Below are 22,709 nucleotides of genomic sequence, written 5' to 3'. Positions count from 1 at the left end.
GGCCGCCGACGCCGACGCCGACGCCGTCGCGGCCGGACGGGGCGGCCCGGCTAGGCGCGCGCATCGAGACCTGCCCGCTGTTCATGGGCATGCAATTGCCGAGCGGCGGCGTCCGCGTCCAGGCGGGTCCGGAACAGCCGGTCCATGAAGGTGAACTGGAAACCGTAGTTGCCGTGATAGCAGGCGTGGTGCAGATGATGCCGGCGGCTGGCGGCGAACCAGTGCGCATAGGACACGCGCGGGAAGAAATCGTAGTTGGCGTGGCCGATGCAGTTGAAGAACAGGCTGAACAAGGGCACCGACAGCAGCGACCAGAAGCTGAAGTCGTGCAGCACCATGGGCAGCAGGATGACGTTGCCCAGCATCAGCGCTTCGATGGGGTGGAAGCTGTAGGTCGAGAACGGCGTGGTGACGATGGAGCGGTGGTGCGGCAGGTGGAAGCGGCGCAGCGGGCGGGTGTGCAGCAGGCGATGGTTGATCCAGAAATGGACGTCGTTCCAGGCCAGCAGGAAGAGGATTTCCAGCGCGATGCGGGCGCCGCCGGCGTTCATGGCCAGGTGCGCCCAGCCTAGCTGGAGCAGCCCCCAGGGAAAGATCATGCCGGTGCCGAACAGCAGGACGGAGACGCCGGACTGGGCCATCTCCCGTCGCAACTGGCCCGGCGCCAGCGGGCGCGGATCGAGGACGCGGCCCACGCCCAGCGCGGGCAGGATGCGATGCGTCAGCAGCCAGGTGGCCGCGCCGAATACCAGGTAGATGCCGCCGAAGAACAGCAGCCCCGCCAGCATGACCTGCCAGGCGGACAACGCTAGGAACGCTGATGCCATGAATGTTTTTTCCGCTGGGCCGCCCCAAGGCAAAAAAAGCCCCCTCGGGGGGCAGCAAGCGGCGCAGCCGCGCGGCGTGGGGGCATTTTTTGTTTCACTCGGGACGGGCGGGATCATAAGCAATCCCAGTGCTTCCCGGGAGAATATCCTGGCGTTTGACTGGCTTCTGATTACATGTCTTTGATATAGATTACATATTGTCTTGAGTCTTGGCCGCCCAACCCCGGCGGGTCGGGCACGATTTCAAGCATCCGCGCCGTGGCGCGGATGCCCCGGAACCGTCTCTTACACCGCCGGTTCGCGATTCGCCTTGAGCACCGTCAGCGCCGCCATGTTGACGATGCGCCGCACCGTCGAACTCGACGTCAGGATATGCACCGGCGCATTCACGCCCAGCAGGAAGGGACCCACGGCGACGTTGCTGCCCGCGGCGGTCTTCAGCAGGTTGTACGCGATGTTGCCGGCATCCACGTTGGGGCAGACCAGCAGGTTGGCCGCGCCCTTGAGCGGGGAATCCGGCAGCACCTTCAGGCGCAGGGCCTCGTCCAGCGCGCAGTCGCCATGCATTTCGCCGTCGACTTCCAGGTCGGGCGCCTGTTCGCGGATCAGGCGCAGCGCCTCGCGCATCTTCTCGCCCGAGGCCGAACTGCCCGAACCGTAGCTCGAACGCGACAACAGCGCCACCTTGGGCTCCAGGTTCATGCGCCGCATTTCCTCGGCCGCCGCGATGGTGTATTCGGCGATCTGCTCGGCGCTCGGGTTCTCGTTGACGTGGGTGTCGAGCAGCGCCACCGTGCGCTCGTCCAGCAGCAGGATGTTCATCGCCGCATAGGTCCTGGCGCCCGGCTTCTTGCCGATGACCTCGTCGATGAAGCGCAGGTGGTCGTGGTAGCCGAACACGGTGCCGCAGATCATGCCGTCGGCGTCGCCCAGGCGCACCATCATCGAACCGATCAGGGTCAGGCGGCGGCGCATTTCCACGCGCGCCATTTCCTTGGTGACGCCGCGCCGGTTCATCAGGTCCCAGTACGTCGTCCAATATTGATGGAAGCGCTCGTCGAACTCGGGGTTGGTGACCTCGACGTCCTGGCCCAGGCGCAGGCGCAGGCCGAATTTCTCGATGCGTGACAGCAGCACGGCGGGGCGGCCGACCAGGATGGGGCGGGCCAGTTTCTCGTCGACGATGACCTGCACCGCGCGCAGCACGCGCTCGTCCTCGCCCTCGGTGAAGACGATGCGGGCCTTGCCGCCGTCGCGCACGAACTGCTTGGCGGCCGAGAACAGCGGCTTCATGAAGGCGCCGGAGTGGTGCACGAACTGCTGCAACTGGCCGACGTAGGCTTCCATGTCCGTCAGCGGACGGGTAGCCACGCCTTCTTCCATGGCGGCCTTGGCCACGGCCGGCGCGATGCGCACGATCAGCCGCGGATCGAAGGGCTTGGGAATGAAATAGTCGGCGCCGAAGGAAATGTCATAGGTGCCGTAGGCGGCCGCGACGATTTCGTTCTGCTCTTCCTCGGCCAGGCCGGCGATGGCATGCACCGCCGCCTTTTCCATGCCGCGCGTGATGGTGGTGGCGCCCACGTCCAGCGCGCCGCGGAAGATATAGGGGAAGCACAGCACGTTGTTGACCTGGTTCGGATAGTCCGAACGGCCGGTCGCCATCACGGCGTCGTCGCGCACGCTCTTGACCACCTCGGGCAGCACTTCCGGCGTCGGATTCGCCAGGGCCAGGATCAGCGGGCGGGGGGCCATCTTGGCGACCATCTCCGCCTTGAGCACGCCGCCGGCCGACAGGCCCAGGAACACGTCGGCCCCTTCGATGACTTCGGCCAGCTTGCGCAGGTCGGTCTTGCGCGCGAAGCGCTGCTTGTCCGGATCCATCAGCGCGGTGCGGCCCTCGTAGACCACGCCCTCGATGTCGGTGACCCAGATGTTCTCCAGCGGCAGGCCCAGGTCGATCATCAGCTCCAGGCAGGCCAGCGCGGCCGCGCCGGCGCCGGAGGTGACCACCTTGACCTTGTCGATGTCCTTGCCCACCACCTTCAGGCCGTTGATGAAGGCCGCGCTGACAGTGATGGCGGTGCCATGCTGGTCGTCATGGAAGACGGGGATCTTCATGCGCTCGCGCAGCTTGCGCTCGACGGTGAAGCACTCCGGCGCCTTGATGTCTTCCAGGTTGATGCCGCCGAAGGTGGCTTCCAGGCCGGCGATGATGGTCACCAGCTTGTCGGGATCGGTTTCGTTGATCTCGATGTCGAAGACGTCGATGCCGGCGAACTTCTTGAACAGCACCGCCTTGCCTTCCATCACCGGCTTGGAGGCCAGCGCGCCGATATTGCCCAGGCCCAGCACGGCCGTGCCGTTGGTGATGACGCCCACCAGGTTGCCGCGGCTGGTGTAGCGCACGGCGTTGACCGGATCCGCGACGATTTCCTCACAGGCCGCCGCCACGCCGGGCGTGTACGCCAGCGCCAGGTCGCGCTGGGTCACCAGGGGCTTGCTGGCGGTGACGGCAATTTTCCCCGGAACGGGAAGCTCGTGATAGTCGAGGGCGGCTTTGCGGTCGTTGTCGGTGGTCATGGTTCTTTCCTCTCCCTGGGCCTGAATCGGCATGGAAGGCATTCTAGGCCGCCAGACATAACCCTGGAATTCTGAATTGCTATGATTCGATAATATTTTCCTTATGAAATGAGCGAGGTCACGCCGGGCCATGGGCGGATTCGAACCCGATGAGGTGCTGCGCCGCCTGGGCGCGCGCCTGAAGATGCGCCATCTCACCCTGCTGCTGAATATCCGGCGCTACGGTTCGCTGACGCGGGTGGCCGAGCGCATGGCCAGCAGCCAGCCGGCCATCACCAACGCCCTGGCCGAGCTGGAAGGCATGTTCGGGGCGCCGCTGTTCGACCGCTCCGTGCGCGGCATGGCGCCGACCGCCCTGGGCGAGGTGGTGCTGGCCCGGGCCGGCGCCATGATCCACGACCTGGAACACCTCGTGCGGGACATGGAGACCGTAGTCGCCGGCCATGCGGCGCATCTGCACATCGGGGTCATTCCCTTCATCTCCGGCCGCATCCTCTCCGCCGCCATCCAGCGCACCTTGCCCGACGGCGCGCGCCGGCTGACCGTGACGGTGCACGAGGCGGCCAGCGTCCAGTTGCTGGCGCGGCTGCGCGAGCACGACGTCGACATCGTGATCGGCCGCGCCTCGGCCACGCTGGACCTGGAGGGCGTGGCGTTCGAGCGCCTTTACCAGCAGCAGCCGCGCCTGATCGCCAGCCGCCGCCTGGCCGCCCGGCTGGGGCGCACCCGCCTGGACTGGCCGGTGCTGGCCGGGCTGGACTGGATCCTGGGCGCGCCGCACACGCCGATGCGCGAGCAGGTGGCCGACATGTTCCTGGGCGCCGGGCTGGCGCCGCCCACGCCCATCGTGGAAAGCGGTTCGGCCAGGCTGATCGGCGAGATGATCGCCGCCAGCGAGACGGCGATTTCCATCGTGCCGTCGGACGTGGCCGACGAACTGGTGCGCATCGCCGGGGTGGCCATCGTGCCGTATTCCTTCGACTGGACCCTGCCGCCCATCGCGCTTTTCACCCGCGCGCGCGGCGCCCGCTCGGTCGACGCCCTGTTCGCCGAGTCCCTGCGCCAGGTCTGCCGCGAGATCCACGGCGGGGCGCCGGTGGGCGCGGCCGACGGCCAGGGACAGGGAAACGTCTCGTTCAGGTAAAGCGGCAGGGCGGCATTGTTGACTTGGCGGCAAGAGTCTTTCGCCCCGGCGGTGGTGTTTGAGCGGGACCGGATGCGGCAAACTTCAGCTTTATTTTGCTATGCAGCATTGGCTGCCGCGAGCTCCCCCATGTCCGACCTTCCTACTTCGACTACCCGTCCCCGGACGGATGCCTCTCCCGGTTTTGCCCTCTTCGCCCTGACCGTCGGCGCCTTCGGCATCGGCACCACCGAGTTCTCGCCCATGGGCCTGCTGCCCGTCATCGCCGAGGGCGTGCACGTGTCCATCCCCAGCGCCGGCATGCTGGTCAGCGCCTACGCCATCGGCGTGATGCTGGGCGCGCCCCTGATGACGCTGGCGCTGTCGCGCTGGTCGCGCCGCACCGCGCTGATCGTCCTGATGAGCATCTTCACGCTGGGCAACCTGCTGTCGGCGATGGCGCCCGGCTATTACACCCTGCTGCTGGCGCGCCTGGTGACCAGCCTGAACCACGGCGCCTTCTTCGGCCTGGGCTCGCTGGTGGCCGCCAGCGTGGTGCCGCGCCACAAGCAGGCCAGCGCCGTCGCCACCATGTTCATGGGACTGACCATCGCCAATATCGGCGGCGTGCCGGCGGCCACCTGGCTGGGCCAGACCATAGGCTGGCGCATGTCCTTCGCCGCGACCGCCGTGCTGGGCGTGCTGGCGATGAGCGCGCTGTGGCTGGCCCTGCCGCGCGGCGAGGGCGGCCGGCGGCCGGACGTGCGCGCCGAGATGGCGGTGTTGACGCAGCCGGCGGTGCTGGTGGCGCTGCTGACGACGGTGCTGGGTTCCGGCGCCATGTTCACGCTCTATACCTATATCGCGCCCACGCTGAAGTCGCTGACCGGCGCCAGCCCGGAATTCGTCACGGCCATGCTGGTGCTGATCGGCATCGGCTTCTCCATCGGCAACGCGGCGGGCGGCAAGCTGGCGGACCGCTCGCTGGCGGGCAGCCTGATCGGCTTCCTCACGCTGTTGATCGTGGTGATGCTGGCGTTCCCGCTGCTGGGCCGGTATCACGCGGGCGCCGCCGTGTCCCTGCTGCTGTGGGGCATGGCGACTTTCGCCGTGGTGCCGCCGCTGCAGATGGGCGTGATGCGGGCGGCCGAGCGGGCGCCCGGCCTGGCCTCCTCGGTCAACGTCGGCGCCTTCAACCTGGGCAACGCCCTGGGCGCGGCGGTCGGCGGCGCCACGATTTCGGCGGGCCTGGGCTATGCGGCCTTGCCGCTGGCGGGCGCGGCCATCGCCATCGCCGGTCTGTTGCTGGTGCTGGCGCAGGTGTCGCGCCGCCGCCGGGCGGTGGCCTGCCAGGCCTGATACCAAGCGCGGGGCGCCGGACGGCGCCGCCGGCCACGGCCCCGCGCGGCCCCGGCAACGATACCAAGGTATATCCCGCGCCGCCTGTTTTGCACGCGCCGCCCGTCCTACACTACGTCCCGTCGATATCGAATAAGGAGTCCGCTGTGGACGACGACGGATGTAGTAGCGCCAGCGGCGCGCACCGGGCTTCGTAGGCTGACGCAGCGGCTTTCGCCTCGCGTTTCCTCCAGCCCGGTCTGGCGGAGGAACGCTGCCGGGATTTCCGGCTCACATTCTCCCTTTCCTGCTTTCCACGGACAGGCCGGACTTCTGGTCCTGGCCCACGGGGGAGCATGCGCGCGCCCAATACACCACCAACGCCTTGGGTCACTCTTGCTTTCAAGGAGACGCGCATGTTGCAGCTCGCCCCCACCCGCCGCGCGCCCGCCGCGCCGGCTTTTCTCAACGTAACGTTCTACGGCGCCGCCGGCGACCTGGCCATCATCCGCAAGCGTCTTTACCTGGCCTTGCAAACGCGGCCGGAAACGGTCGCCGAGGTGCGGTACTCGGTCGACGGCGTCCAGGCCTCCACGATGGTGCGCTTGCGCAGCAACAACGGCGACATCTCGTCGCTGCTCGGCTGGCTGGGCGCGCTTTGCCGCGAACTGCGCGTCCATGCCCTGCATGCCGCGCCGGCCGGTTCCGCGTGTCTCGTCCATGTCACGACCGGCACGCGCGCCGAGCGTGCGGCCCGCGTGCCGGCGAGGGGGTAATCATGAAGACCGCCTACGAAGCCCTGCTGCCCACGCCGCCGGGCCCCCGGGGCGCCGGCGGCCCGGCCCCGGCCCCGGCCGCGCCGGTTGCCAGGCAGCCCGAGATGCCCGTGGTCCGTCATGCCCGCCTGTCTCCGCAGGCCAGCATGGACGATCTGCTCACCCAGCGCACCGGCCTGACGATGGCCGACGTGCTCTCGCGCCGCACGCTGGGCGGCGCCAATGTCGTGGCGCACGACCGCATGGCGCCGCCCTGGCTGCAACTGCTGCGCGCCTTCCGCAACCCCTTCGTGATGATCCTGCTGGGCCTTGCGGCGGTCTCGTATTTCACCGACATCCGCTTCGCCGCCGCCGACGATCGGGACTGGACCGGCATCGTCATCATGCTGACCATGGTGGCGATCAGCGGCCTGCTGCGTTTCGCCCAGGAATACCGCTCCGGCAAGGCGGCCGAGCGCCTGAAGTCCATGGTGCGCAGCATGGCCACGGTGGTGCGCCGCGATACGGCCGCCGGCGCGCCGACGCGGCGCGAGGTGCCGATGGACGAACTGGTGGCCGGCGACATCGTCGAATTGCAGGCCGGCGACATGATTCCCGCCGACGTCCGCCTGCTCGATTCGCGCGACCTCTTCATCAGCCAGGCCGTGCTGACCGGCGAGGCGTTGCCGGTCGAAAAGTACGACACCCTGGGCCACGTGGCCGCCAAGCGCGCCGAGGAAGGGAAGGCGGCGGCCCCCTCCGGCGCCGGGCTGCTGGACCTGGACAACGTCTGCTTCATGGGCACCAACGTGGTGAGCGGGACCGCCAGCGCCGTCGTGGTCGCCATCGGCGCCAATACCTATTTCGGCTCGCTGGCCGGCAGCGTGGTCTCGGCCAAGCGCGTCGCGACCAGCTTCGATCGCGGCGTGAACAGCGTCTCGTGGCTGTTGATCCGTTTCATGCTGGTCATGGTGCCCATCGTCTTCGTCATCAACGGCCTGACCAAGGGGGATTGGCTGACCGCGCTGACCTTCGCCCTGGCGGTGGCCGTCGGCCTGACGCCGGAAATGCTGCCGATGATCGTTTCGGCCAACCTGGCCAAGGGCGCGGTGGCGATGGCGCGGCGCAAGGTCGTGGTCAAGCGCCTGAATTCGGTGCAGAACTTCGGCGCGATGGACGTCCTGTGCACCGACAAGACCGGCACGCTGACGCAGGACCGCATCATCCTCGAACAGCACCTGGACGTCGCCGGCCACGCCGACGAGTCGGTCCTGCGGCTGGCGTGGCTGAACAGCGCCAACCAGAGCGGCCAGCGCAACCTGATGGACCGCGCCATCCTGGCGCGCGCCCTCGAACTGCACGGCTGGCAGGCCACCGGCGGCTTCGGCAAGGTCGACGAGATTCCCTTCGACTTCGTGCGGCGCCGCCTGTCGGTGGTGCTGCGCGGCCAGGACGGCCGTCTGACGATGATTACCAAGGGCGCGGTGGAGGAAATGCTGGCGGTGAGCCGCCATGTGCGCGTCGGCGGCGAAACGCGTCCCTTGGACGCCGCCTTGCGCGCGCGCCTGCTGCGGCAGGCCGAGGCCTATAACCGCGAAGGCTTCCGCGTGCTGGTGGTGGCCGAGCGCGACCTGCCGGATCCGGCGCGGCGCGACTTCCGGGCGGAGGACGAGACCGACCTGGTGGTGCGCGGTTTTCTGACCTTCCTGGATCCGCCCAAGGACAGCGCGCGGGCGGCCATCGCCGCGCTGCGGGACTACGGCGTGGCCGTCAAGGTGCTGACGGGCGACAACGCCGTGGTGGCGGCGCGGGTCTGCCGGCAGGTGGGGCTGGATGCGGGCCTGGACATGGGCGGCGGCGCGGCCCCGCGCGATGGCGTCGACGTGCTGCTCGGCGACGATATCGAGCGGATGGACGACGCCGCGCTGCGCGAGCGCGCCGAACGGGCCGTGCTGTTCGCCAGGCTGACGCCGTTGCAGAAGTCCCGTGTCGTGCGGGCCTTGCAGGCCAACGGCCACACGGTCGGCTTCCTGGGCGACGGTATCAACGACGCGCCGGTGCTGCGCGACGCCGATGTGGGCATCTCCGTGGACAGCGGCGCCGATATCGCCAAGGAAACGGCCGATATCGTGCTGCTGGAGAAGGACCTGATGGTGCTGGAGCAGGGCGTGCTCAAGGGGCGCGAGACCTTCGGCAATATTCTCAAGTACCTGAACATGACGGCCAGCTCCAACTTCGGCAACGTGTTTTCGGTGCTGGTGGCGTCGGCGTGGCTGCCGTGGGAGCCGATGCTGTCCCTGCAGTTGCTGATCCAGAACCTGGTCTACGACATGTCGCAATTGACGCTGCCGTGGGATCGCATGGACGACGAATTCCTGCGCAAGCCGCGCAAATGGGAGGCCGGCAATATCCGCCGCTTCATGTTCTGGCTGGGGCCCACGTCGTCGATCTTCGACATCACCACCTATATCCTGATGTGGACGGTGTTCGGCGCCGGCGCGGCCTACGCGCTGCATGGAGGCGGCGCCGGGCAGGCCACCATGAATTCCGGCTGGTTCATCGAGGGCCTGGTGTCGCAGACGCTGGTGGTGCACATGCTGCGCACGCGCCGGATTCCTTTCCTGCAAAGCACGGCGTCGCTGCCGGTGCTGCTGTCGACCTCGCTGGCCATCCTCGCGGCGTGCTGGCTGCCGTTCTCGCCCATCGCGCGGGACATCGGCTTCGCGCGGCTGCCGGGGGCGTACTTCGGCTGGCTGGCGTTGACCATCGCGGGCTATATCGCCTTGACGCAGGTCGTGAAGACCGTCTACATCCGCCGCTACGGCGGCTGGTATTGAGGCAGGGCAAGGGCGCCATGGCCGGCCGCGGCAAGCCCTGGTATAAGCTTATGGACCGGCGCATGCCGGGCCGCCGCGCAGCCCCGGGCAGGCGCGGCCCGCCGGCGCCGTTTCCCATCCGTTCGAGCCCACGCTACATGTCCCTGGACCAGGTCACACGCCGAAGAGGTCGCGCCCAAGCGGGCGTGCTGCTGCTCGGGCTCCTGATGGCGGCGATTTTCCTGGCCGATACGTTGACGCGGCTGGAAGTGGCCGTGGCCGTCTTCTATGTGGCGGTCATCCTGCTCTCGCTCAGCCTGCTGCCGCGGCGGGGCGTCATCGCGGTGGCGCTGACCTGTATCGGCCTGACGGTCGTCAGCCTGCTCATGACGCCCGAGGGCGGGACCCTGCGCGACGTCGGCCTGGTGAATGCGGCGATCAGCATCGCGGCCATCGGCATCACCGCCTACCTGGCGCTCAAGCGCGCGGCGGCGGAAGAGGCCGTGCAGGAGGCGCGCGCCCAACTGGCGCGCCTGGCGCGCATCCAGAGCATGGGCGAGCTGACCGCCTCCATCGCCCACGAGATCAATCAGCCCCTGGCGGCCATCGTCACCAGCGGCAGCGCCTGCCAGCGCTGGCTGGAGCACGATCCGCCCAACCTGGAGCGCGGCTTGCGGGCCTTGCAGCGCATGATCGACGACGCCAACCGCGCGAGCGAGGTCGTCAAGCGCATCCGGCGGCTGGTCCGCAACGCCGAACCGCAGATGACCGCCGTCGACCTCGCCGACGTCGCCGCGGAGTCGGTCGACATGGCGCGCGGCGAAATGCAGCGGCGCGGCGTGACGTTGACCGAACGTATCCAGGAAGACCTGCCCGCCGTGCGCGCCGATCCGGTGCAGATCGGGCAGGTGATCATCAATCTGTTGCTCAATGCCATCGAAGCGATGCGGGACATGCCGGCCGGCGAGCGGCGCCTGACCCTGTGGCTGTCCGTCGTCGAGCCGGGCCAGGTGCAACTGGCCGTCGCCGACACCGGCCCGGGCTTGGGCCCCCAGGCCCGGGAACGCCTGTTCGACGCCTTCTGGACCACCAAGCCGGACGGCACCGGCCTGGGGCTGACCATCAGCCGGGCCATCGTGGAGAGCCACGGCGGGCGCCTGTGGACGGAGCCCGGCGAGCGCGGCGGCGCGATCTTCTGCTTTACGCTGCCCGTCGCGGGCAAGGATGCCTGATCATGACGGAAGACCCGACACGGAACGCCGGCCCGGCGCCGTCGCAGAATGCCAAGCCCGGTTCGCGCGGGGCGCCGCACGACGGCTCGCCCATCGTCTACATCGTCGATGACGATACTTCCCTGCGCGAATCGCTGGAGGACCTGATGAATTCGGTCGGGCTGGCGGTGCGGGGATTCGGGTCGGTGCAGGAATTCCTCGACGGCGACACCGCCGACGGTCCCGCCTGCCTGGTGCTGGACGTGCGCCTGCCGGGACAGAGCGGCATGGATTTCCTGCGCCGCATGGAGCAGGCGCGCCGCCGGGTGCCCGTGGTGGTGATCACCGGGCATGGCGATATCCCCATGTCCGTGGCCGCCATGAAATCCGGCGCCGTCGATTTCCTGACCAAGCCCTTCCGCGACCAGGACCTGCTCGACGCCATCCATGCGGCCGTCGAAAAGGACCGCGCGCAACTGGCCGACATGACCCGCGCCGACGACGTGCTGGCGCGCTGGCACACCCTGACCGAGGGCGAACAGGCGGTGATGGAACGGGTGGTGCGGGGAATGTTGAACAAGCAGATCGCCGCCGAACTGGACGTCAGCGAAATCACGGTGAAGGTGCGGCGGGGCCGGGTCATGCGCAAGATGCAGGTGCGGACGCTGGCGGACCTGGTGCGCGTCGGCGGCCAGATCAAGGGACCGCCGCGGTAGGCGTAGAATACGGCTACCGCACGTCCGACCAGGGCGTACGTTTCCGTAGCGAGGCATTCGTGAAAGATACCTGGCAGTATCAGATTCGCCTGCGCGTCACCGAGGCCCTGGCCGAGCGGTTGCGCGATCGTCCCGACGCTCCCGAGGATGCGCCGCTGCGCGCCGTCCTGGATCGCCACGGCGCCGTCATCAAGTCCCAATACCAGGCCTTCGCTGATTACGTCGCCGAGGCCGAGCGCGAGGGCGTGGCGCAATATCCCCTGTACCGCTGGACGCGCGACACCATCGAGGACCCGGCCAAGGAAGCCAAGTACCGCCGCGTCTACACCGCCTACGTGAATGGCCAGGAGGTCTACGACGGCGCCGTCGCCGAGGCGCTGCGCCAGGAACTGGCGGCGCTGGGCACGGAGGGCGGCATCGAGGGCGTGACCAAGGTGGACACCAATCCCGCCAACAATCCGCAGCCGCCTCCCGGCAAGCGCTGATTCCGCGCCCTGGGCAGGCGGCGATTCGCGCGCCTGGGCCAGCGGCTACCAGCTACCCTATCGAACGAGAAACGAACGAGAAATAATGACCGAGAACAGGATGAGCACTCGTTACCGCAAGCCCCTGGCAGGCACTTCCGTAGACTATATCGACGCCCGCGCGGCGGTCGACGCCCTGGAGCCGGGCGCCTGGGACCGGCTTTCCTACACTGCCCGCGTGCATGCCGAGAACCTGGTGCGGCGTTGCGATCCCGCCATCCTCGATGAATGCCTGCGGCAGATCATCGAGCGGCGCCGCGACCGCGATTTCCCCTGGTATCCGGTCCGCGTGGTCTGCCACGACATCCTGGGCCAGACGGCGCTGGTCGACCTGGCCGGGTTGCGCGACGCCATCGCGGCCGCGGGCGGCGATCCCGCCCTGGTGAACCCGGTGGTGCCGGTGCAACTGATCGTCGATCACTCGCTGGCCGTGGAATGCGGCGGCTACGATCCGGACGCCTTCGCCAAGAACCGGGCCATCGAGGACCGGCGCAACGAGGACCGCTTCCACTTCATCGACTGGACCAAGCTGGCCTTCGCCAACGTCGACGTCATTCCGGCGGGCAACGGCATCATGCACCAGATCAACCTGGAGAAGATGTCGCCGGTGGTCTACGTCCAGGACGGCCTGGCCTTCCCGGATACCTGTGTCGGCACCGACAGCCACACGCCGCACGTCGACGCCCTGGGCGTCATCGCCGTGGGCGTCGGCGGCCTGGAAGCGGAAAACGTCATGCTGGGACGCGCCTCCTGGATGCGCCTGCCGGAAATCGTCGGCGTGCGGCTCACCGGCCGCCGCCAGCCGGGCATCACCGCCACCGACATCGTGCTGGCGCTGACGGAATTCCTGCGCAAGGAAAAAGTGGTCGGCGCCTACCTGGAGTTCTTCGGCGACGGCGCGCGCAGCCTGACCATCGGCGACCGGGCCACCATCTCCAATATGTGTCCCGAATACGGCGCGACGGCCGCGCTGTTCTCGATCGACGAGCAGACCCTGGAATACCTGCGCCTGACCGGCCGCGAGGAAGAACAGGTGCGCCTGGTCGAGACCTACGCCAGGACGGCGGGTTTCTGGGCCGACAGCCTGCGCGACGCGCGCTACGAGCGCGAGCTGCAGTTCGACCTGTCCTCGGTCGAGCGCAACATGGCCGGCCCGTCCAACCCGCATCGCCGGCTGCCGACGGCCGCCCTGGCCGAGCGCGGCATCGCCACGGAGGCGGGCCTGGAGCAGGCCAAGGCGCAGGAGGCGCAGGGACTGATGCCGGACGGCGCCGTGATCATCGCGGCCATCACGTCCTGTACCAATACCTCCAATCCGCGCAACGTGATCGCCGCGGCGCTGCTGGCCCGCAACGCCAACCGCCTGGGCCTGGCGCGCAAGCCGTGGGTGAAGTCCTCGTTCGCGCCCGGCTCCAAGGCCGTGGAGCTCTACCTGAAGGAAGCGGACCTGCTGGGCGACCTGGAACAGCTCGGCTTCGGCATCGTCGCCTTCGCCTGCACCACCTGCAACGGCATGAGCGGCGCCCTGGATCCGGCGCTGCAGCAGGAGATCATCGACCGCGGCCTGTACGCCACCGCCGTGCTGTCCGGCAACCGCAATTTCGACGGCCGCATCCATCCCTACGCCAAGCAGGCCTTCCTGGCCTCGCCGCCGCTGGTGGTGGCCTACGCCATCGCCGGCACGGTGCGTTTCGACATCGAGAAGGACGTGCTGGCGGTGGTCGACGGCAAGGAAATCCGCCTCAAGGACATCTGGCCCAGCGACGAGGAAATCGACCGCATCGTCAAGGCCGCGGTGAAGCCGGACATGTTCCGGCGCGTCTACGAGCCCATGTTCGCGCGCGACATCTCCGTCGAGACGGCCGTCAGCCCGCAATACGCGTGGCGTCCGCAGTCCACCTACATCCGCCGCCCGCCTTACTGGGACACCGAGGGCGTGGGGGCGCTGGCCGCCAATCCGCGCACGCTCAAGGGCATGCGGCCGCTGGCGATCCTGCCGGACAACATCACCACCGACCACCTGTCGCCGTCCAACGCCATCCTGGCGAACTCGGCGGCGGGCGAATACCTGGCCAGGATGGGCGTGCCGGAGGAGGACTTCAACTCCTACGCCACGCACCGGGGCGACCACCTGACCGCCATGCGCGCCACCTTCGCCAACCCCACCCTCAAGAACGAGATGGTGCGGGACGCGGACGGCCAGGTGCGGGCGGGATCGCTGGCGCGCGTGGAGCCCGACGGCAAGGTCATGCGGATGTGGGAAGCCATGGAAACCTACCTGGACCGCAAGCAGCCCCTGATCATCATCGCCGGCGCCGACTACGGCCAGGGCTCCTCGCGCGACTGGGCGGCCAAGGGCGTGCGCCTGGCCGGCGTGGAGACGGTGGTGGCGGAAGGCTTCGAGCGCATCCACCGCACCAATCTCATCGGCATGGGCGTGCTGCCGCTGGAGTTCCAGCCGGGCGTCGACCGCCACAAGCTGGCGCTGGACGGCACCGAAACCTATGATGTGGTGGGCGAGCGCACGCCGCGCGCGACGCTGACGCTGGTCGTCCATCGCAAGGACGGGACCACCGCCCAGGTCCCGGTCACCTGCCGTCTCGATACGGCCGAAGAAGTATCCGTCTACGAAGCGGGCGGGGTGTTGCAGCGCTTCGCGCAAGATTTCCTCGCTCAAGAACAAGGAGCCTGACATGGCCGCCGACCGTCAAATCAAGATTCCCGCGACCTATATGCGCGGGGGGACCAGCAAGGGCGTGTTCTTCCGGCTGGACGACCTTCCCGAAGCCGCGCGCCAGCCGGGCGCCGTGCGCGACGCCATTCTCCTGCGCGCGCTGGGCAGCCCGGACCCCTACGGCAAGCAGATCGACGGCATGGGCAATGCGTCGTCCAGCACCAGCAAGTCGGTGATCCTGTCGCGCAGCACGCGGCCCGGGCACGACGTCGATTACCTGTTCGGCCAGGTGTCGATCGACCAGCCTTTCGTGGACTGGAGCGGCAACTGCGGCAACCTGTCGGCGGCGGTGGGACCGTGCGCCATCCATATGGGGCTGATCGATCCGGCGCGCATTCCGCGCAACGGCGAGATCACCATCCGCATCTGGCAGGCCAACATCGGCAAGACCATCGTCGCCCACGTGCCCATCGTGGACGGCCAGGTGCAGGAACTGGGCGACTTCGAACTCGACGGCGTGACCTTTCCCGCGGCGGAAGTGCGCCTGGAGTTCCTGGACCCGGCGGACGAGGGCGAGGACGGCGGCGCGATGTTCCCGACCGGCAAGGTGGTCGACCGGCTGGACGTGCCGGGCGTGGGTTCGTTCGACGCGACGCTGATCAATGCCGGGATTCCGACCATTTTCCTGAATGCGGCGGACATCGGCTATACCGGCCGCGAACTGCAGGACGCGATCAATTCGGACGAAGCGGCCCTGGCGCGCTTCGAAACCATACGCGCCCACGGCGCCCTGAAAATGGGCCTGATCAAGGAACTGGCCGAAGCCGCAACCCGCCAGCACACGCCCAAGGTCGCCTTCGTCGCGCCGCCCAGCGCTTACACCGCTTCCAGCGGCAAGCAGATCGGGACGGGCGATACTGACCTGCTGGTGCGCGCCATGTCCATGGGCAAGCTGCACCACGCCATGATGGGGACCGCCGCGGTCGCCATCGGCACCGCGGCGGCGGTGCCGGGCACGCTGGTCAACCTGGCGGCCGGCGGCGGCGAACGCCAGTCGGTGCGCTTCGGCCACCCCTCCGGCACCCTGCGCGTGGGCGCCGAGGCGAAGCAGGTGGACGGCGAGTGGAAGGTCACCAAGGCCTTGATGAGCCGCAGCGCGCGCATCCTGATGGAAGGCTGGATCCGCGTGCCGGGGTCCTGCCTGTCCGCCTGATCGGGTGACGGCCTGACCGCTTGGCCGGCGCATGGACAAGCGGGCGGCGGGCAGGCCGTCCGCGCGGCCGCTACGGATGCCAGGTCGCCCGCGGCCGGCTTTCGTGGCGCGCCGCGCCGGCGTCGTAGCTCAGCATCGCCGACAGCGATTGCGCCGCCTGCAACAAGCGCGGCGCATAGGCATGCAGCCGCGGCGCCACGTCCGGGCTGGCGGGCATGCCTATGCACAGCGCGCCCGCCACGCGCCAGCGGTTGCCGAAGACGGGCACGGCCACGCTGGCCGACGTCTGCCGCGCCTCGCCCACCGTGACGTGATAGCCGCGCGCGCGGATCTCGTCGTAGAGCGGTCCCGTTTCTCCCATGAACGCCAGCAGCACCAGGCCGGACGCGCCGCGATCCAGGGGCATGGCCTCGCCCACGCGCGCGCGGTTGTGCTGCGCTTGCGGACACCTCACCTTGACCAGCCGGATGCGGCGATCGCCGTCGCGCACGAAGAAGGACATGTCCTCGCCGGTTTCATCCGACAGCTTGCGCAGCGCCGGCTCTATGCTTTCCCGGACGTCGAAGGCCATGGTGTAGCGCGAGCCGAGCGAGGCCGTGGCGGGCCCCAGCCGCCATTGCGCCTGCTCCGTGCGCGCGACGTAATGGCTGGCCTCCAGGGTCTTGAGCAGGCGCAGGGCGGTGGTCTTGGCCAGCCCGACCCGGCGCGCGATCTCGCTCAGGCCCAGGTGCGGCTCTTCCATGCTGAACGCGTCCAGGATGGCCAGCGCGCGGGTGGCCGCGGCGACCAGTTCGTCAGGGTTTTCACTCATCGCTGTCTCCGCCTCCACTTCCGCTTCCGCGTCTGCGTCTCGTCCGTCTGGCCGGACGTATGGTTCTGCTTATCTTATATCGGTCCGCCTGGCGGACCGATATTGTCGCGGCCGTTCGTCGCGCCTACGCTGCCGGTGTCGTATCCCGGAAATCCGCTTCCAGGACACGGCATCAGGGTGCAGGGACACGCCGGGGCATAGGAGGCCCGGGCACGCCGGGCCGCTTCGCAAGGAGCGCGCGGCGCAAGAGACACGTCCCGCGCCCGGGGCTGGAAGGCCCGAGACAGATACCGACAAGACAACGGGAGACATCCATGCATCTGCGTTCCATCCGCGTGGCGTTGGCCGCGCTCGTGCTCTGGGGCGGCGCCGCGGGCAGCGCCTGGGCCGACTACCCCGACAAACCCATCCGCCTGATCGTCCCGTATGCCGCGGGCGGGGGCGTCGACAACATTTCCCGCGTGGTCGCCGCCGAACTGGGCACGCGCCTGAAGCAGAGCGTGGTGATCGAGAACCGCGGCGGCGCCAACGGCAACATCGGCACCGAATACGTCGCCAGGGCCGCGCCCGACGGCTATACCCTGCTGATGGGCGCGACCTACCTGGGCTTCAACCGCGCCACCATGGCCAATCTGCCCTACGACGCCGCCAAGGACCTGCAGCCGGTGGCGCGCACCGGCCGCGCGCCTTTCGTGCTGGTGGTGCCGGCGAACTCGCCGGCCCATGACGTGGCCGGCCTGGTCGCCTGGATGAAGGCGAATCCGGACAAGGCCTCCTACGGCGCGGTCGGCGCCGGCGCGCCGACCAATCTGCTGTTTCCGCAGAACACCGGGACCAAGCCCGTGCAGGTGCTCTACAAGGGCGGCTCCGCGGCCCTGCCGGATCTGCTGGCCGGACGCCTCACCTTCATGATTCCCACCGCCAGCGAGGTGGTGCCCCTGGTGGAGAACGGCAAGCTGCGCGCGCTGGCGGTCACCGGCTCGGAACGTTTCCACCGGCTGCCCGACGTGCCCACCATGGGCGAGGCGGGCGTGCCCAACCTGGAGCGCACCGGGTGGTGGGGCGTGTTCGCGCCGGCCGGGACGCCGCAGCCGGCGGTGAAGAAACTGTCCGACGCGATCCAGGCCGTGATGGCGCGGCCGAACGTCATCGAGGCGCTGGACAAGCTGGGCATCGAGGCGGCGCCGCAGCCGACGCAGGCCTTCGCCGCCTTCTACCAGGACGAGCTGAAGGCCTATGCCGACGTCGCCCGGCAATTCAACCTGAAGGTCGAATAAGGAAACACCATGATCATCGATTGCCACGGCCACTACACCACCGCGCCGGCCGCGCTCAAGGCCTGGCGCACGCGCCAGACCGAGGCCTACGCCGCCGGCCAGGCGCTGCTGCCCGATTTCCACATCAGCGACGACGAGATACGCGAGTCGCTGGAGCCCAACCAGTTGCGCATCCAGCGCGAGCGCGGCGTCGACTTGACGCTGTTCTCGCCGATCGCCGGCGCGATGGCGCATCACGTCGGCGACGCCGTCACGAGCGCCAACTGGACGCGCGCCTGCAACGATCTCATCCATCGCGCGGTGGAACTCTATCCGGACCAGTTGGCCGGCGTGTGCCAGTTGCCGCAGTCGCCCGGCGTCAGCCCGGCCAACTGTATCGCGGAGCTCAAGCGCTGCGTGCAGGAACTGGGCTTCGTCGGCTGCAACGTCAATCCCGATCCCAGCGACGGCTACTGGACCGATCCGCCGCTGACGCAGAAGCACTGGTATCCGCTGTTCGAAACCCTGGTGGACCTGGACGTGCCGGCCATGGTCCATGTCAGTTGTTCCTGCAACCCCAATTTCCATCACACCGGCGCGCATTACCTGAACGGCGACACCACGGCCTTCATGCAGTTCCTGATGGCGGACATCTTCAAGGATTTTCCCACCCTGCGTTTCGTGATTCCGCACGGCGGCGGCGCGGTGCCTTTCCACTGGGGGCGCTATCGCGGGCTGGCGCAGCAATTCAACCGGCCCACGGTGGAGGAGCTGATGAACAACGTGTTCTTCGACACCTGCGTCTATCACCGGCCGGGCATAGAGCTGCTGCTGGAGGTGGTGCCGCCGGACAACGTGCTGTTCGCCTCGGAAATCATCGGCGCGGTCAAGGGCATCGATCCGCGCACCGGCCATTACTACGACGACACCAAGCGCTACATCGACGCCGTCGAATGGCTGCAGCCGGCGCACCGCGCCAAGGTGCTGGGGGAGAACGCCTTGCGCGTCTATCCCCGCCTGGCGCAGCGCCTGCGGGCGCGCGGCAGGCTGTGATCAACGGCTGAGACAGTCCGCGTTGCGCGGGTTCTTCAGGGCGCGCCGCGCATAGTATTCGAACGCCACCGTGTTGCGCTTGGGGCGCAGGATCCAGTCGTGCGCTTCCTTGCCCAGCGCCGGGTCGATCGGCTGGATCTCGCCGGCGGCCTGCGCCAGCAACTGCATGCGCGCGGCGCGCTCGAAAGCGATGGCCAGCACGCAGGCTTCCTCCACGCTCTGGCCGGCGACGAGCAGGCCATGGTGCGACAGCATCAGCGCGCGCTTGCTGCCCAGGGCGCCGGAGATGAGTTCTCCTTCCTCGTTGCCGACCGGGACGCCCGGCCATTTGGCGACGAAGGCCACGTCGTCGTACAGCACGCAGTTGTCCATGTGCGAGACGATCAGCGGCTGTTCCAGCATGCCCAGCGCGGCGGTGTGCACGGCATGGGTATGGATGATGCAGTTGACGTCCGGCCGCGCGCGGTAGACCCAGGAATGGAAGCGGTTGGCCGGATTGGGCATGCCGCCGCCTTCCAGCACGTTCAGGTCCTCGTCCACGCGCAGCAGGTTGTCCTCGGAGATTTCGTCGAAGCCGTAGCCCAGGCGCTGCGTGTAGAACTCCCCGGGCGTTCCCGTGCGCGCCGTGATCTGGCCGGCCAGCCCGGAATCGTGGCCGTTTTCGAACAGGATGCGGCAGGTCAGCGCCAGCTTCTGGCGCAGCGTGTAGGCGCTGTCGGCGAATTGCCGGTCCATTTGCGCGGTCGACTGGTCGACCAGGGTGGCCTTGTCGAGCTGGAAGGTATCGCTAGCGTTCATGATGGGGTGGACCTCGGGTTGGAGTTTGCGGGCCTGTCCGCATGCCGGCGCGCGGCGCCGGCGCCATTGCGCGCTGACAGGCCCTGGCGGTTTCGTCGCTCTAGTCGAGCCGGGTTCCGGCGGCCTGGATAACCTTGTACCACTTGTCCGTCTCGGCTTTCACGTGGGCTTGATAGGCGGCCACGCCGGTGGGCAGGGGATCGATACCCATTTCCGCCAGGCGGGCGACCAGCTTGGGCTGCGCCATGGCGCGCGCCAGGGCCTGGTTGAGGATCTCGACCTGGGCCTGGGGCATGCCGGGCGGGGCGACCAGCGCGTTCCAGGAGCCGACCTGGAAGTCCGGCATGCCTTCCTCGGCGCTGGTGCGCAGGTCGGGAGCGATGGCGTTGCGCTTGGGCGCCGCCAGCGCCAGCATGGTCAGGCGGCCGGCCTTGTCCTGCGGCTGGATGACGGGCAGCGCGTCGATGACCATCTGCACCTGGCCGCCGACGGCGGCGTTGACGGCTTCGACGCCGCTCTTGAAGGGGATGTGCGTGATCTGGGTGCCGGTGATCAGCTTGAACAGCTCCAGGCCGAGATGCGGGGAACTGCCGTTGCCGGCCGAGCCGAAGTTGAGCTGGTTGGGATGCGCCTTGGCGTAGGCCGCCAGCGATTTCAGGTCATGCACGCCGTCGATGCCCTGGATGGCCAGGACGAAGGGCGAGTTGCTCACCAGCGAGACGGGCGTCAGCGCGGCGGGGTCGTAGCTCAGCTTGCGGTAGAGCATCTTGTTGACCACCTGGGTGCCGACCGTGCCCAGCAGCAGCGTATAGCCGTCCGGCTTGGACTGCGCCAGCACCTGGGCCGCGATGGAGCCGCCGGCGCCGGGGCGGTTCTCGATGACGATCTGCTGCTTGAGTTCGTCGCCCAGGTATTGGGCGACCAGCCGTCCCGCGACGTCGGTGATGCCGCCCGCGCCGAAGGGCACGATCAGGCGGATGGGCTTGTCCGGGTAGGCGTCGGCGCGCGCGGGCGCGGACGCCGTTAATGACGTCGCCGCGGCAAGGGCGAGGCCCAGGCAGGCGGAAAACGGGGAAAGACGCGTGCGCCGGGCGGTTGGCGCGGCCTGTTGTCCCAGGGCGCTGCTTCCCCCCAGGGCATGGCTTCCCTTGAGGCGGCCCGGCGATAAAAAGACCCGTAGACGAGAGCGGAACGACATAAGATACCCCTTTTCGTGTTCAGGGCGGCCAGGCGAGGCCGCCTTTGTTGTGTGCGCCGCGCCGTCTCCCGCCCTGTCATCGGGTGTTGTCCGGGATCAAGATGGCGGCGGGTGTCCTCGTGGGAACATATTCGCTGTAGGACACGAATGTAGTTTAGGACACTTGTGTCCTAATGGAAAGGTATTGATGAAAGGATCCTTCCTGGGAATATCCCTTAGGGCGGCGCGCCCCGGGGCGATGCTTCCGAGGGAAGCGCAAGGAAGCAAAAGGAAAGGCATGTCCGTCAAATTGAAGTTGTTGCGCGTGCAGGCCGGGTTGACGCTGGAGGCGCTGGCGCAGGCCGCCGGCCTCACGCGCAGCTACGTGTCCAAGCTGGAGCGGGGCGTCTCCACGCCCTCGATCGGCGCCGGCCTGAAGATCGCCAAGGCGCTGGGCGTCACGGTGGAGGAGCTGTTCGCCGATTCGCCCGACGACGACCCCGTGGTGATCACCCGTGCTGAAAAAGCGTCCCCACGCCGCGCGGCTGCGCCGCTTGCTGCTCTGGGACAGCCCGGCGGCAAAAAAAGCCCCCCCGCCGCGCGCGACGAGCCGCGGCCGCCGCGCGTCGTGTCCGGCGCGCAGCCCAACCATCGCATGGTCGCGTTCGTGGTGACGCCCAGCGACGAGCCCGTGCACAACCATCCCATGAGCCATCACGAGGGCGAGGAATTGCTCTACGTCCTCAAGGGCTCGATCGACCTGCGGCTGGCCCGCCGCACCGAAACCCTGCACGCGGGCGACAGCGCGCACTTCAATTCCAGCATCCCGCACAAGATCACGTCCGTGGGCAAGACGCCGGCATCGGTGCTCCTGGTGATCGCGCAGGAAGACTAGGAGTCGTGTCGCGCACGCCCCGCGACCCTGGGGCCATGTCGCCACGCCGGGGGCTGGCGTGCCCGCAATCCGCGGCGGCGCGCGCCCGGTGACGGCCCGCGCGGCCTTCTACGATGCCAGGTGCTTGCGCGCCTCCTCGCGCACCAGGTGCAGCGTGTGGCGCTTGATCAGGCCATAGGCGGGATCCGTGGCCAGCGTCTCGACGTCGCGCGGCATGGCGAACGGCACGCGGATCTCCTCGCGGATGCGGCCGGGGCGCGCTGACATGACCAGGATGCGCGTCCCCAGCAGCAGGGCTTCCTCGACGTCATGCGTGACGAAGAGGATGGTGGTCCGCTCGCGCGCCCAGGTCTCCAGCAGCAGTTCCTGCATCAGGCTGCGGGTCTGCGCGTCCAGCGCGCCGAAGGGTTCGTCCATCAAGAGGATGTCCGGCCGCATGATCCACGCACGCGCCAGCGCCACCCGCTGGCGCATGCCGCCGGACAGTTCCCAGGGACGCGCGTCGTGGTAGTTCTGTAGTCCCATTTGCCGCAACAGGATTTCAGCCTGAGGGCGGTGGACGGCTGCCGGGATCCCTTGCATGCGCGGACCGAAGGTGACGTTCTCCAATACCGTCAGCCAGGGATAGAGCAGTGCCTGCTGGAACACCATGCCGCGGTTGGGCGAGGGGCCCGTGACGGGTTCGCCATGCGCCAGGATGCGCCCGCGATCCGGATGTTCGAAGCCGGCGATCAGGTTGAGGATGGTCGATTTGCCGCAGCCGGAAGGTCCCAGCAATACCACCAACTCGCCGGGCGCCACGGCCAGGTCGAATCCTTCCAGCACCGGCGGACCTGACGGCGAGCGCGGCGACGCGAAGGAGAAACCGACGTTCTCCAGGATCAGATGGGACATGGCATTCATCCGGCGCTGGCGGCCGATGTGGGCCGCTTTACTGCG

The 22,709-nt window shown here is 68.4% G+C and carries 18 protein-coding genes; 12 read left to right on the top strand and 6 right to left on the bottom strand.

The annotated features are described in order from the left end of the window. Positions 1-50: 50 nt before the first annotated feature. Positions 51-827 carry a sterol desaturase family protein gene (locus tag CAL29_RS24870; RefSeq protein WP_094855606.1) on the bottom strand — a complete coding sequence of 259 codons (777 nt, stop codon included), beginning with the start codon at positions 825-827 and terminating at the stop codon, positions 51-53. A gap of 285 nt (positions 828-1,112) precedes the next feature. After that, a complete protein-coding gene (locus CAL29_RS24865; RefSeq protein WP_094855605.1) occupies positions 1,113-3,410 on the bottom strand; it encodes an NADP-dependent malic enzyme in 2,298 nt (765 codons plus the stop codon). 130 nt (positions 3,411-3,540) lie between these two features. Here CAL29_RS24865 and CAL29_RS24860 point away from each other — a divergent pair, with 130 nt between their 5' ends. The 9 genes from CAL29_RS24860 (at position 3,541) to prpF (ending at position 15,780) form a co-directional block, all read left to right on the top strand. Further along, entirely contained in the window at positions 3,541-4,554 is a 1,014-nt protein-coding gene (locus tag CAL29_RS24860) for a LysR substrate-binding domain-containing protein (protein ID WP_094855604.1), read from the top strand. 129 nt (positions 4,555-4,683) lie between these two features. Further along, positions 4,684-5,892 carry an MFS transporter gene (locus CAL29_RS24855; protein WP_094855603.1) on the top strand — a complete coding sequence of 403 codons (1,209 nt, stop codon included), beginning with the start codon at positions 4,684-4,686 and terminating at the stop codon, positions 5,890-5,892. A gap of 395 nt (positions 5,893-6,287) precedes the next feature. Continuing rightward, entirely contained in the window at positions 6,288-6,647 is a 360-nt protein-coding gene (locus CAL29_RS24850; RefSeq protein ID WP_094855602.1) for a hypothetical protein, read from the top strand. Between the two features lie 2 nt (positions 6,648-6,649). After that, the gene (mgtA, locus tag CAL29_RS24845; protein WP_094855601.1) at positions 6,650-9,463 is read left to right on the top strand and encodes a magnesium-translocating P-type ATPase; all 2,814 of its coding nucleotides are present in this window, start codon (positions 6,650-6,652) and stop codon (positions 9,461-9,463) included. A 137-nt stretch (positions 9,464-9,600) separates the two neighbouring features. Next, a complete protein-coding gene (locus tag CAL29_RS24840; RefSeq protein WP_094856895.1) occupies positions 9,601-10,674 on the top strand; it encodes a sensor histidine kinase in 1,074 nt (357 codons plus the stop codon). Positions 10,675-10,676: 2 nt separating this feature from the next. Beyond that, a complete protein-coding gene (locus CAL29_RS24835) occupies positions 10,677-11,369 on the top strand; it encodes a response regulator transcription factor (protein ID WP_094855600.1) in 693 nt (230 codons plus the stop codon). Between the two features lie 59 nt (positions 11,370-11,428). Beyond that, a complete protein-coding gene (locus tag CAL29_RS24830; protein WP_094855599.1) occupies positions 11,429-11,854 on the top strand; it encodes a hypothetical protein in 426 nt (141 codons plus the stop codon). A 100-nt stretch (positions 11,855-11,954) separates the two neighbouring features. Beyond that, positions 11,955-14,585: a Fe/S-dependent 2-methylisocitrate dehydratase AcnD gene (gene acnD / locus CAL29_RS24825; RefSeq protein ID WP_094856894.1), complete on the top strand. Its 2,631-nt coding sequence runs from the start codon at positions 11,955-11,957 to the stop codon at positions 14,583-14,585. A gap of 1 nt (position 14,586) precedes the next feature. Further along, positions 14,587-15,780, top strand: a complete 1,194-nt coding sequence (gene prpF / locus CAL29_RS24820) for a 2-methylaconitate cis-trans isomerase PrpF (protein ID WP_094855598.1) — start codon at positions 14,587-14,589, stop codon at positions 15,778-15,780. 70 nt (positions 15,781-15,850) lie between these two features. On the opposite strand, the gene CAL29_RS24815 is transcribed toward prpF, so the two are convergent. Then, positions 15,851-16,591, bottom strand: coding sequence for an IclR family transcriptional regulator (locus CAL29_RS24815; RefSeq protein ID WP_094855597.1), 741 nt, complete (start codon positions 16,589-16,591; stop codon positions 15,851-15,853). Positions 16,592-16,905: 314 nt separating this feature from the next. On the opposite strand from CAL29_RS24815, the gene CAL29_RS24810 reads away from it, so the two are divergent. Beyond that, positions 16,906-17,868 (top strand): Bug family tripartite tricarboxylate transporter substrate binding protein, encoded by a 963-nt coding sequence (locus tag CAL29_RS24810; protein WP_179284173.1) that lies wholly within the window; start codon positions 16,906-16,908, stop codon positions 17,866-17,868. 9 nt (positions 17,869-17,877) lie between these two features. After that, positions 17,878-18,900, top strand: coding sequence for an amidohydrolase family protein (locus tag CAL29_RS24805; RefSeq protein ID WP_094855595.1), 1,023 nt, complete (start codon positions 17,878-17,880; stop codon positions 18,898-18,900). On the opposite strand, the gene CAL29_RS24800 is transcribed toward CAL29_RS24805, so the two are convergent. Continuing rightward, positions 18,901-19,698 (bottom strand): aldolase, encoded by a 798-nt coding sequence (locus CAL29_RS24800; protein WP_094855594.1) that lies wholly within the window; start codon positions 19,696-19,698, stop codon positions 18,901-18,903. It lies immediately after the preceding gene. 100 nt (positions 19,699-19,798) lie between these two features. Then, complete coding sequence (locus tag CAL29_RS24795) at positions 19,799-20,896, bottom strand: Bug family tripartite tricarboxylate transporter substrate binding protein (RefSeq protein ID WP_094855593.1); 1,098 nt, start codon at positions 20,894-20,896, stop codon at positions 19,799-19,801. Positions 20,897-21,173: 277 nt separating this feature from the next. Between CAL29_RS24795 and CAL29_RS24790 the strand changes: the two genes are divergently transcribed. After that, on the top strand, positions 21,174-21,770 hold the full coding sequence (locus tag CAL29_RS24790) for an XRE family transcriptional regulator (RefSeq protein ID WP_094855592.1): 597 nt from the start codon (positions 21,174-21,176) through the stop codon (positions 21,768-21,770). 108 nt (positions 21,771-21,878) lie between these two features. Here CAL29_RS24790 and CAL29_RS24785 read toward each other — a convergent pair whose 3' ends face one another. After that, positions 21,879-22,664, bottom strand: a complete 786-nt coding sequence (locus tag CAL29_RS24785; RefSeq protein ID WP_094855591.1) for an ABC transporter ATP-binding protein — start codon at positions 22,662-22,664, stop codon at positions 21,879-21,881. Between the last annotated feature and the right edge of the window lie 45 nt (positions 22,665-22,709).

Source organism: Bordetella genomosp. 10 (assembly GCF_002261225.1).
Lineage (GTDB): Bacteria > Pseudomonadota > Gammaproteobacteria > Burkholderiales > Burkholderiaceae_B > Bordetella_C.
This window is presented reverse-complemented; position numbering and strand designations above follow the sequence as displayed.

Excerpts from the sequence above, each read along its gene's own strand:
- CAL29_RS24800 (WP_094855594.1), bottom strand. The coding sequence starts at position 19,698 with ATGAACGCTAGCGATACCTTCCAGCTCGACAAGGCCACCCTGGTCGAC.
- CAL29_RS24805 (WP_094855595.1), top strand. The coding sequence starts at position 17,878 with ATGATCATCGATTGCCACGGCCACTACACCACCGCGCCGGCCGCGCTC.
- CAL29_RS24795 (WP_094855593.1), bottom strand. The coding sequence starts at position 20,896 with ATGTCGTTCCGCTCTCGTCTACGGGTCTTTTTATCGCCGGGCCGCCTC.
- CAL29_RS24855 (WP_094855603.1), top strand. The coding sequence starts at position 4,684 with ATGTCCGACCTTCCTACTTCGACTACCCGTCCCCGGACGGATGCCTCT.
- CAL29_RS24835 (WP_094855600.1), top strand. The coding sequence starts at position 10,677 with ATGACGGAAGACCCGACACGGAACGCCGGCCCGGCGCCGTCGCAGAAT.
- CAL29_RS24810 (WP_179284173.1), top strand. The coding sequence starts at position 16,906 with ATGCATCTGCGTTCCATCCGCGTGGCGTTGGCCGCGCTCGTGCTCTGG.
- CAL29_RS24840 (WP_094856895.1), top strand. The coding sequence starts at position 9,601 with ATGTCCCTGGACCAGGTCACACGCCGAAGAGGTCGCGCCCAAGCGGGC.
- CAL29_RS24790 (WP_094855592.1), top strand. The coding sequence starts at position 21,174 with ATGTCCGTCAAATTGAAGTTGTTGCGCGTGCAGGCCGGGTTGACGCTG.
- CAL29_RS24860 (WP_094855604.1), top strand. The coding sequence starts at position 3,541 with ATGGGCGGATTCGAACCCGATGAGGTGCTGCGCCGCCTGGGCGCGCGC.
- CAL29_RS24865 (WP_094855605.1), bottom strand. The coding sequence starts at position 3,410 with ATGACCACCGACAACGACCGCAAAGCCGCCCTCGACTATCACGAGCTT.
- mgtA (WP_094855601.1), top strand. The coding sequence starts at position 6,650 with ATGAAGACCGCCTACGAAGCCCTGCTGCCCACGCCGCCGGGCCCCCGG.
- acnD (WP_094856894.1), top strand. The coding sequence starts at position 11,955 with ATGAGCACTCGTTACCGCAAGCCCCTGGCAGGCACTTCCGTAGACTAT.
- CAL29_RS24870 (WP_094855606.1), bottom strand. The coding sequence starts at position 827 with ATGGCATCAGCGTTCCTAGCGTTGTCCGCCTGGCAGGTCATGCTGGCG.
- CAL29_RS24815 (WP_094855597.1), bottom strand. The coding sequence starts at position 16,591 with ATGAGTGAAAACCCTGACGAACTGGTCGCCGCGGCCACCCGCGCGCTG.
- CAL29_RS24850 (WP_094855602.1), top strand. The coding sequence starts at position 6,288 with ATGTTGCAGCTCGCCCCCACCCGCCGCGCGCCCGCCGCGCCGGCTTTT.
- prpF (WP_094855598.1), top strand. The coding sequence starts at position 14,587 with ATGGCCGCCGACCGTCAAATCAAGATTCCCGCGACCTATATGCGCGGG.
- CAL29_RS24785 (WP_094855591.1), bottom strand. The coding sequence starts at position 22,664 with ATGTCCCATCTGATCCTGGAGAACGTCGGTTTCTCCTTCGCGTCGCCG.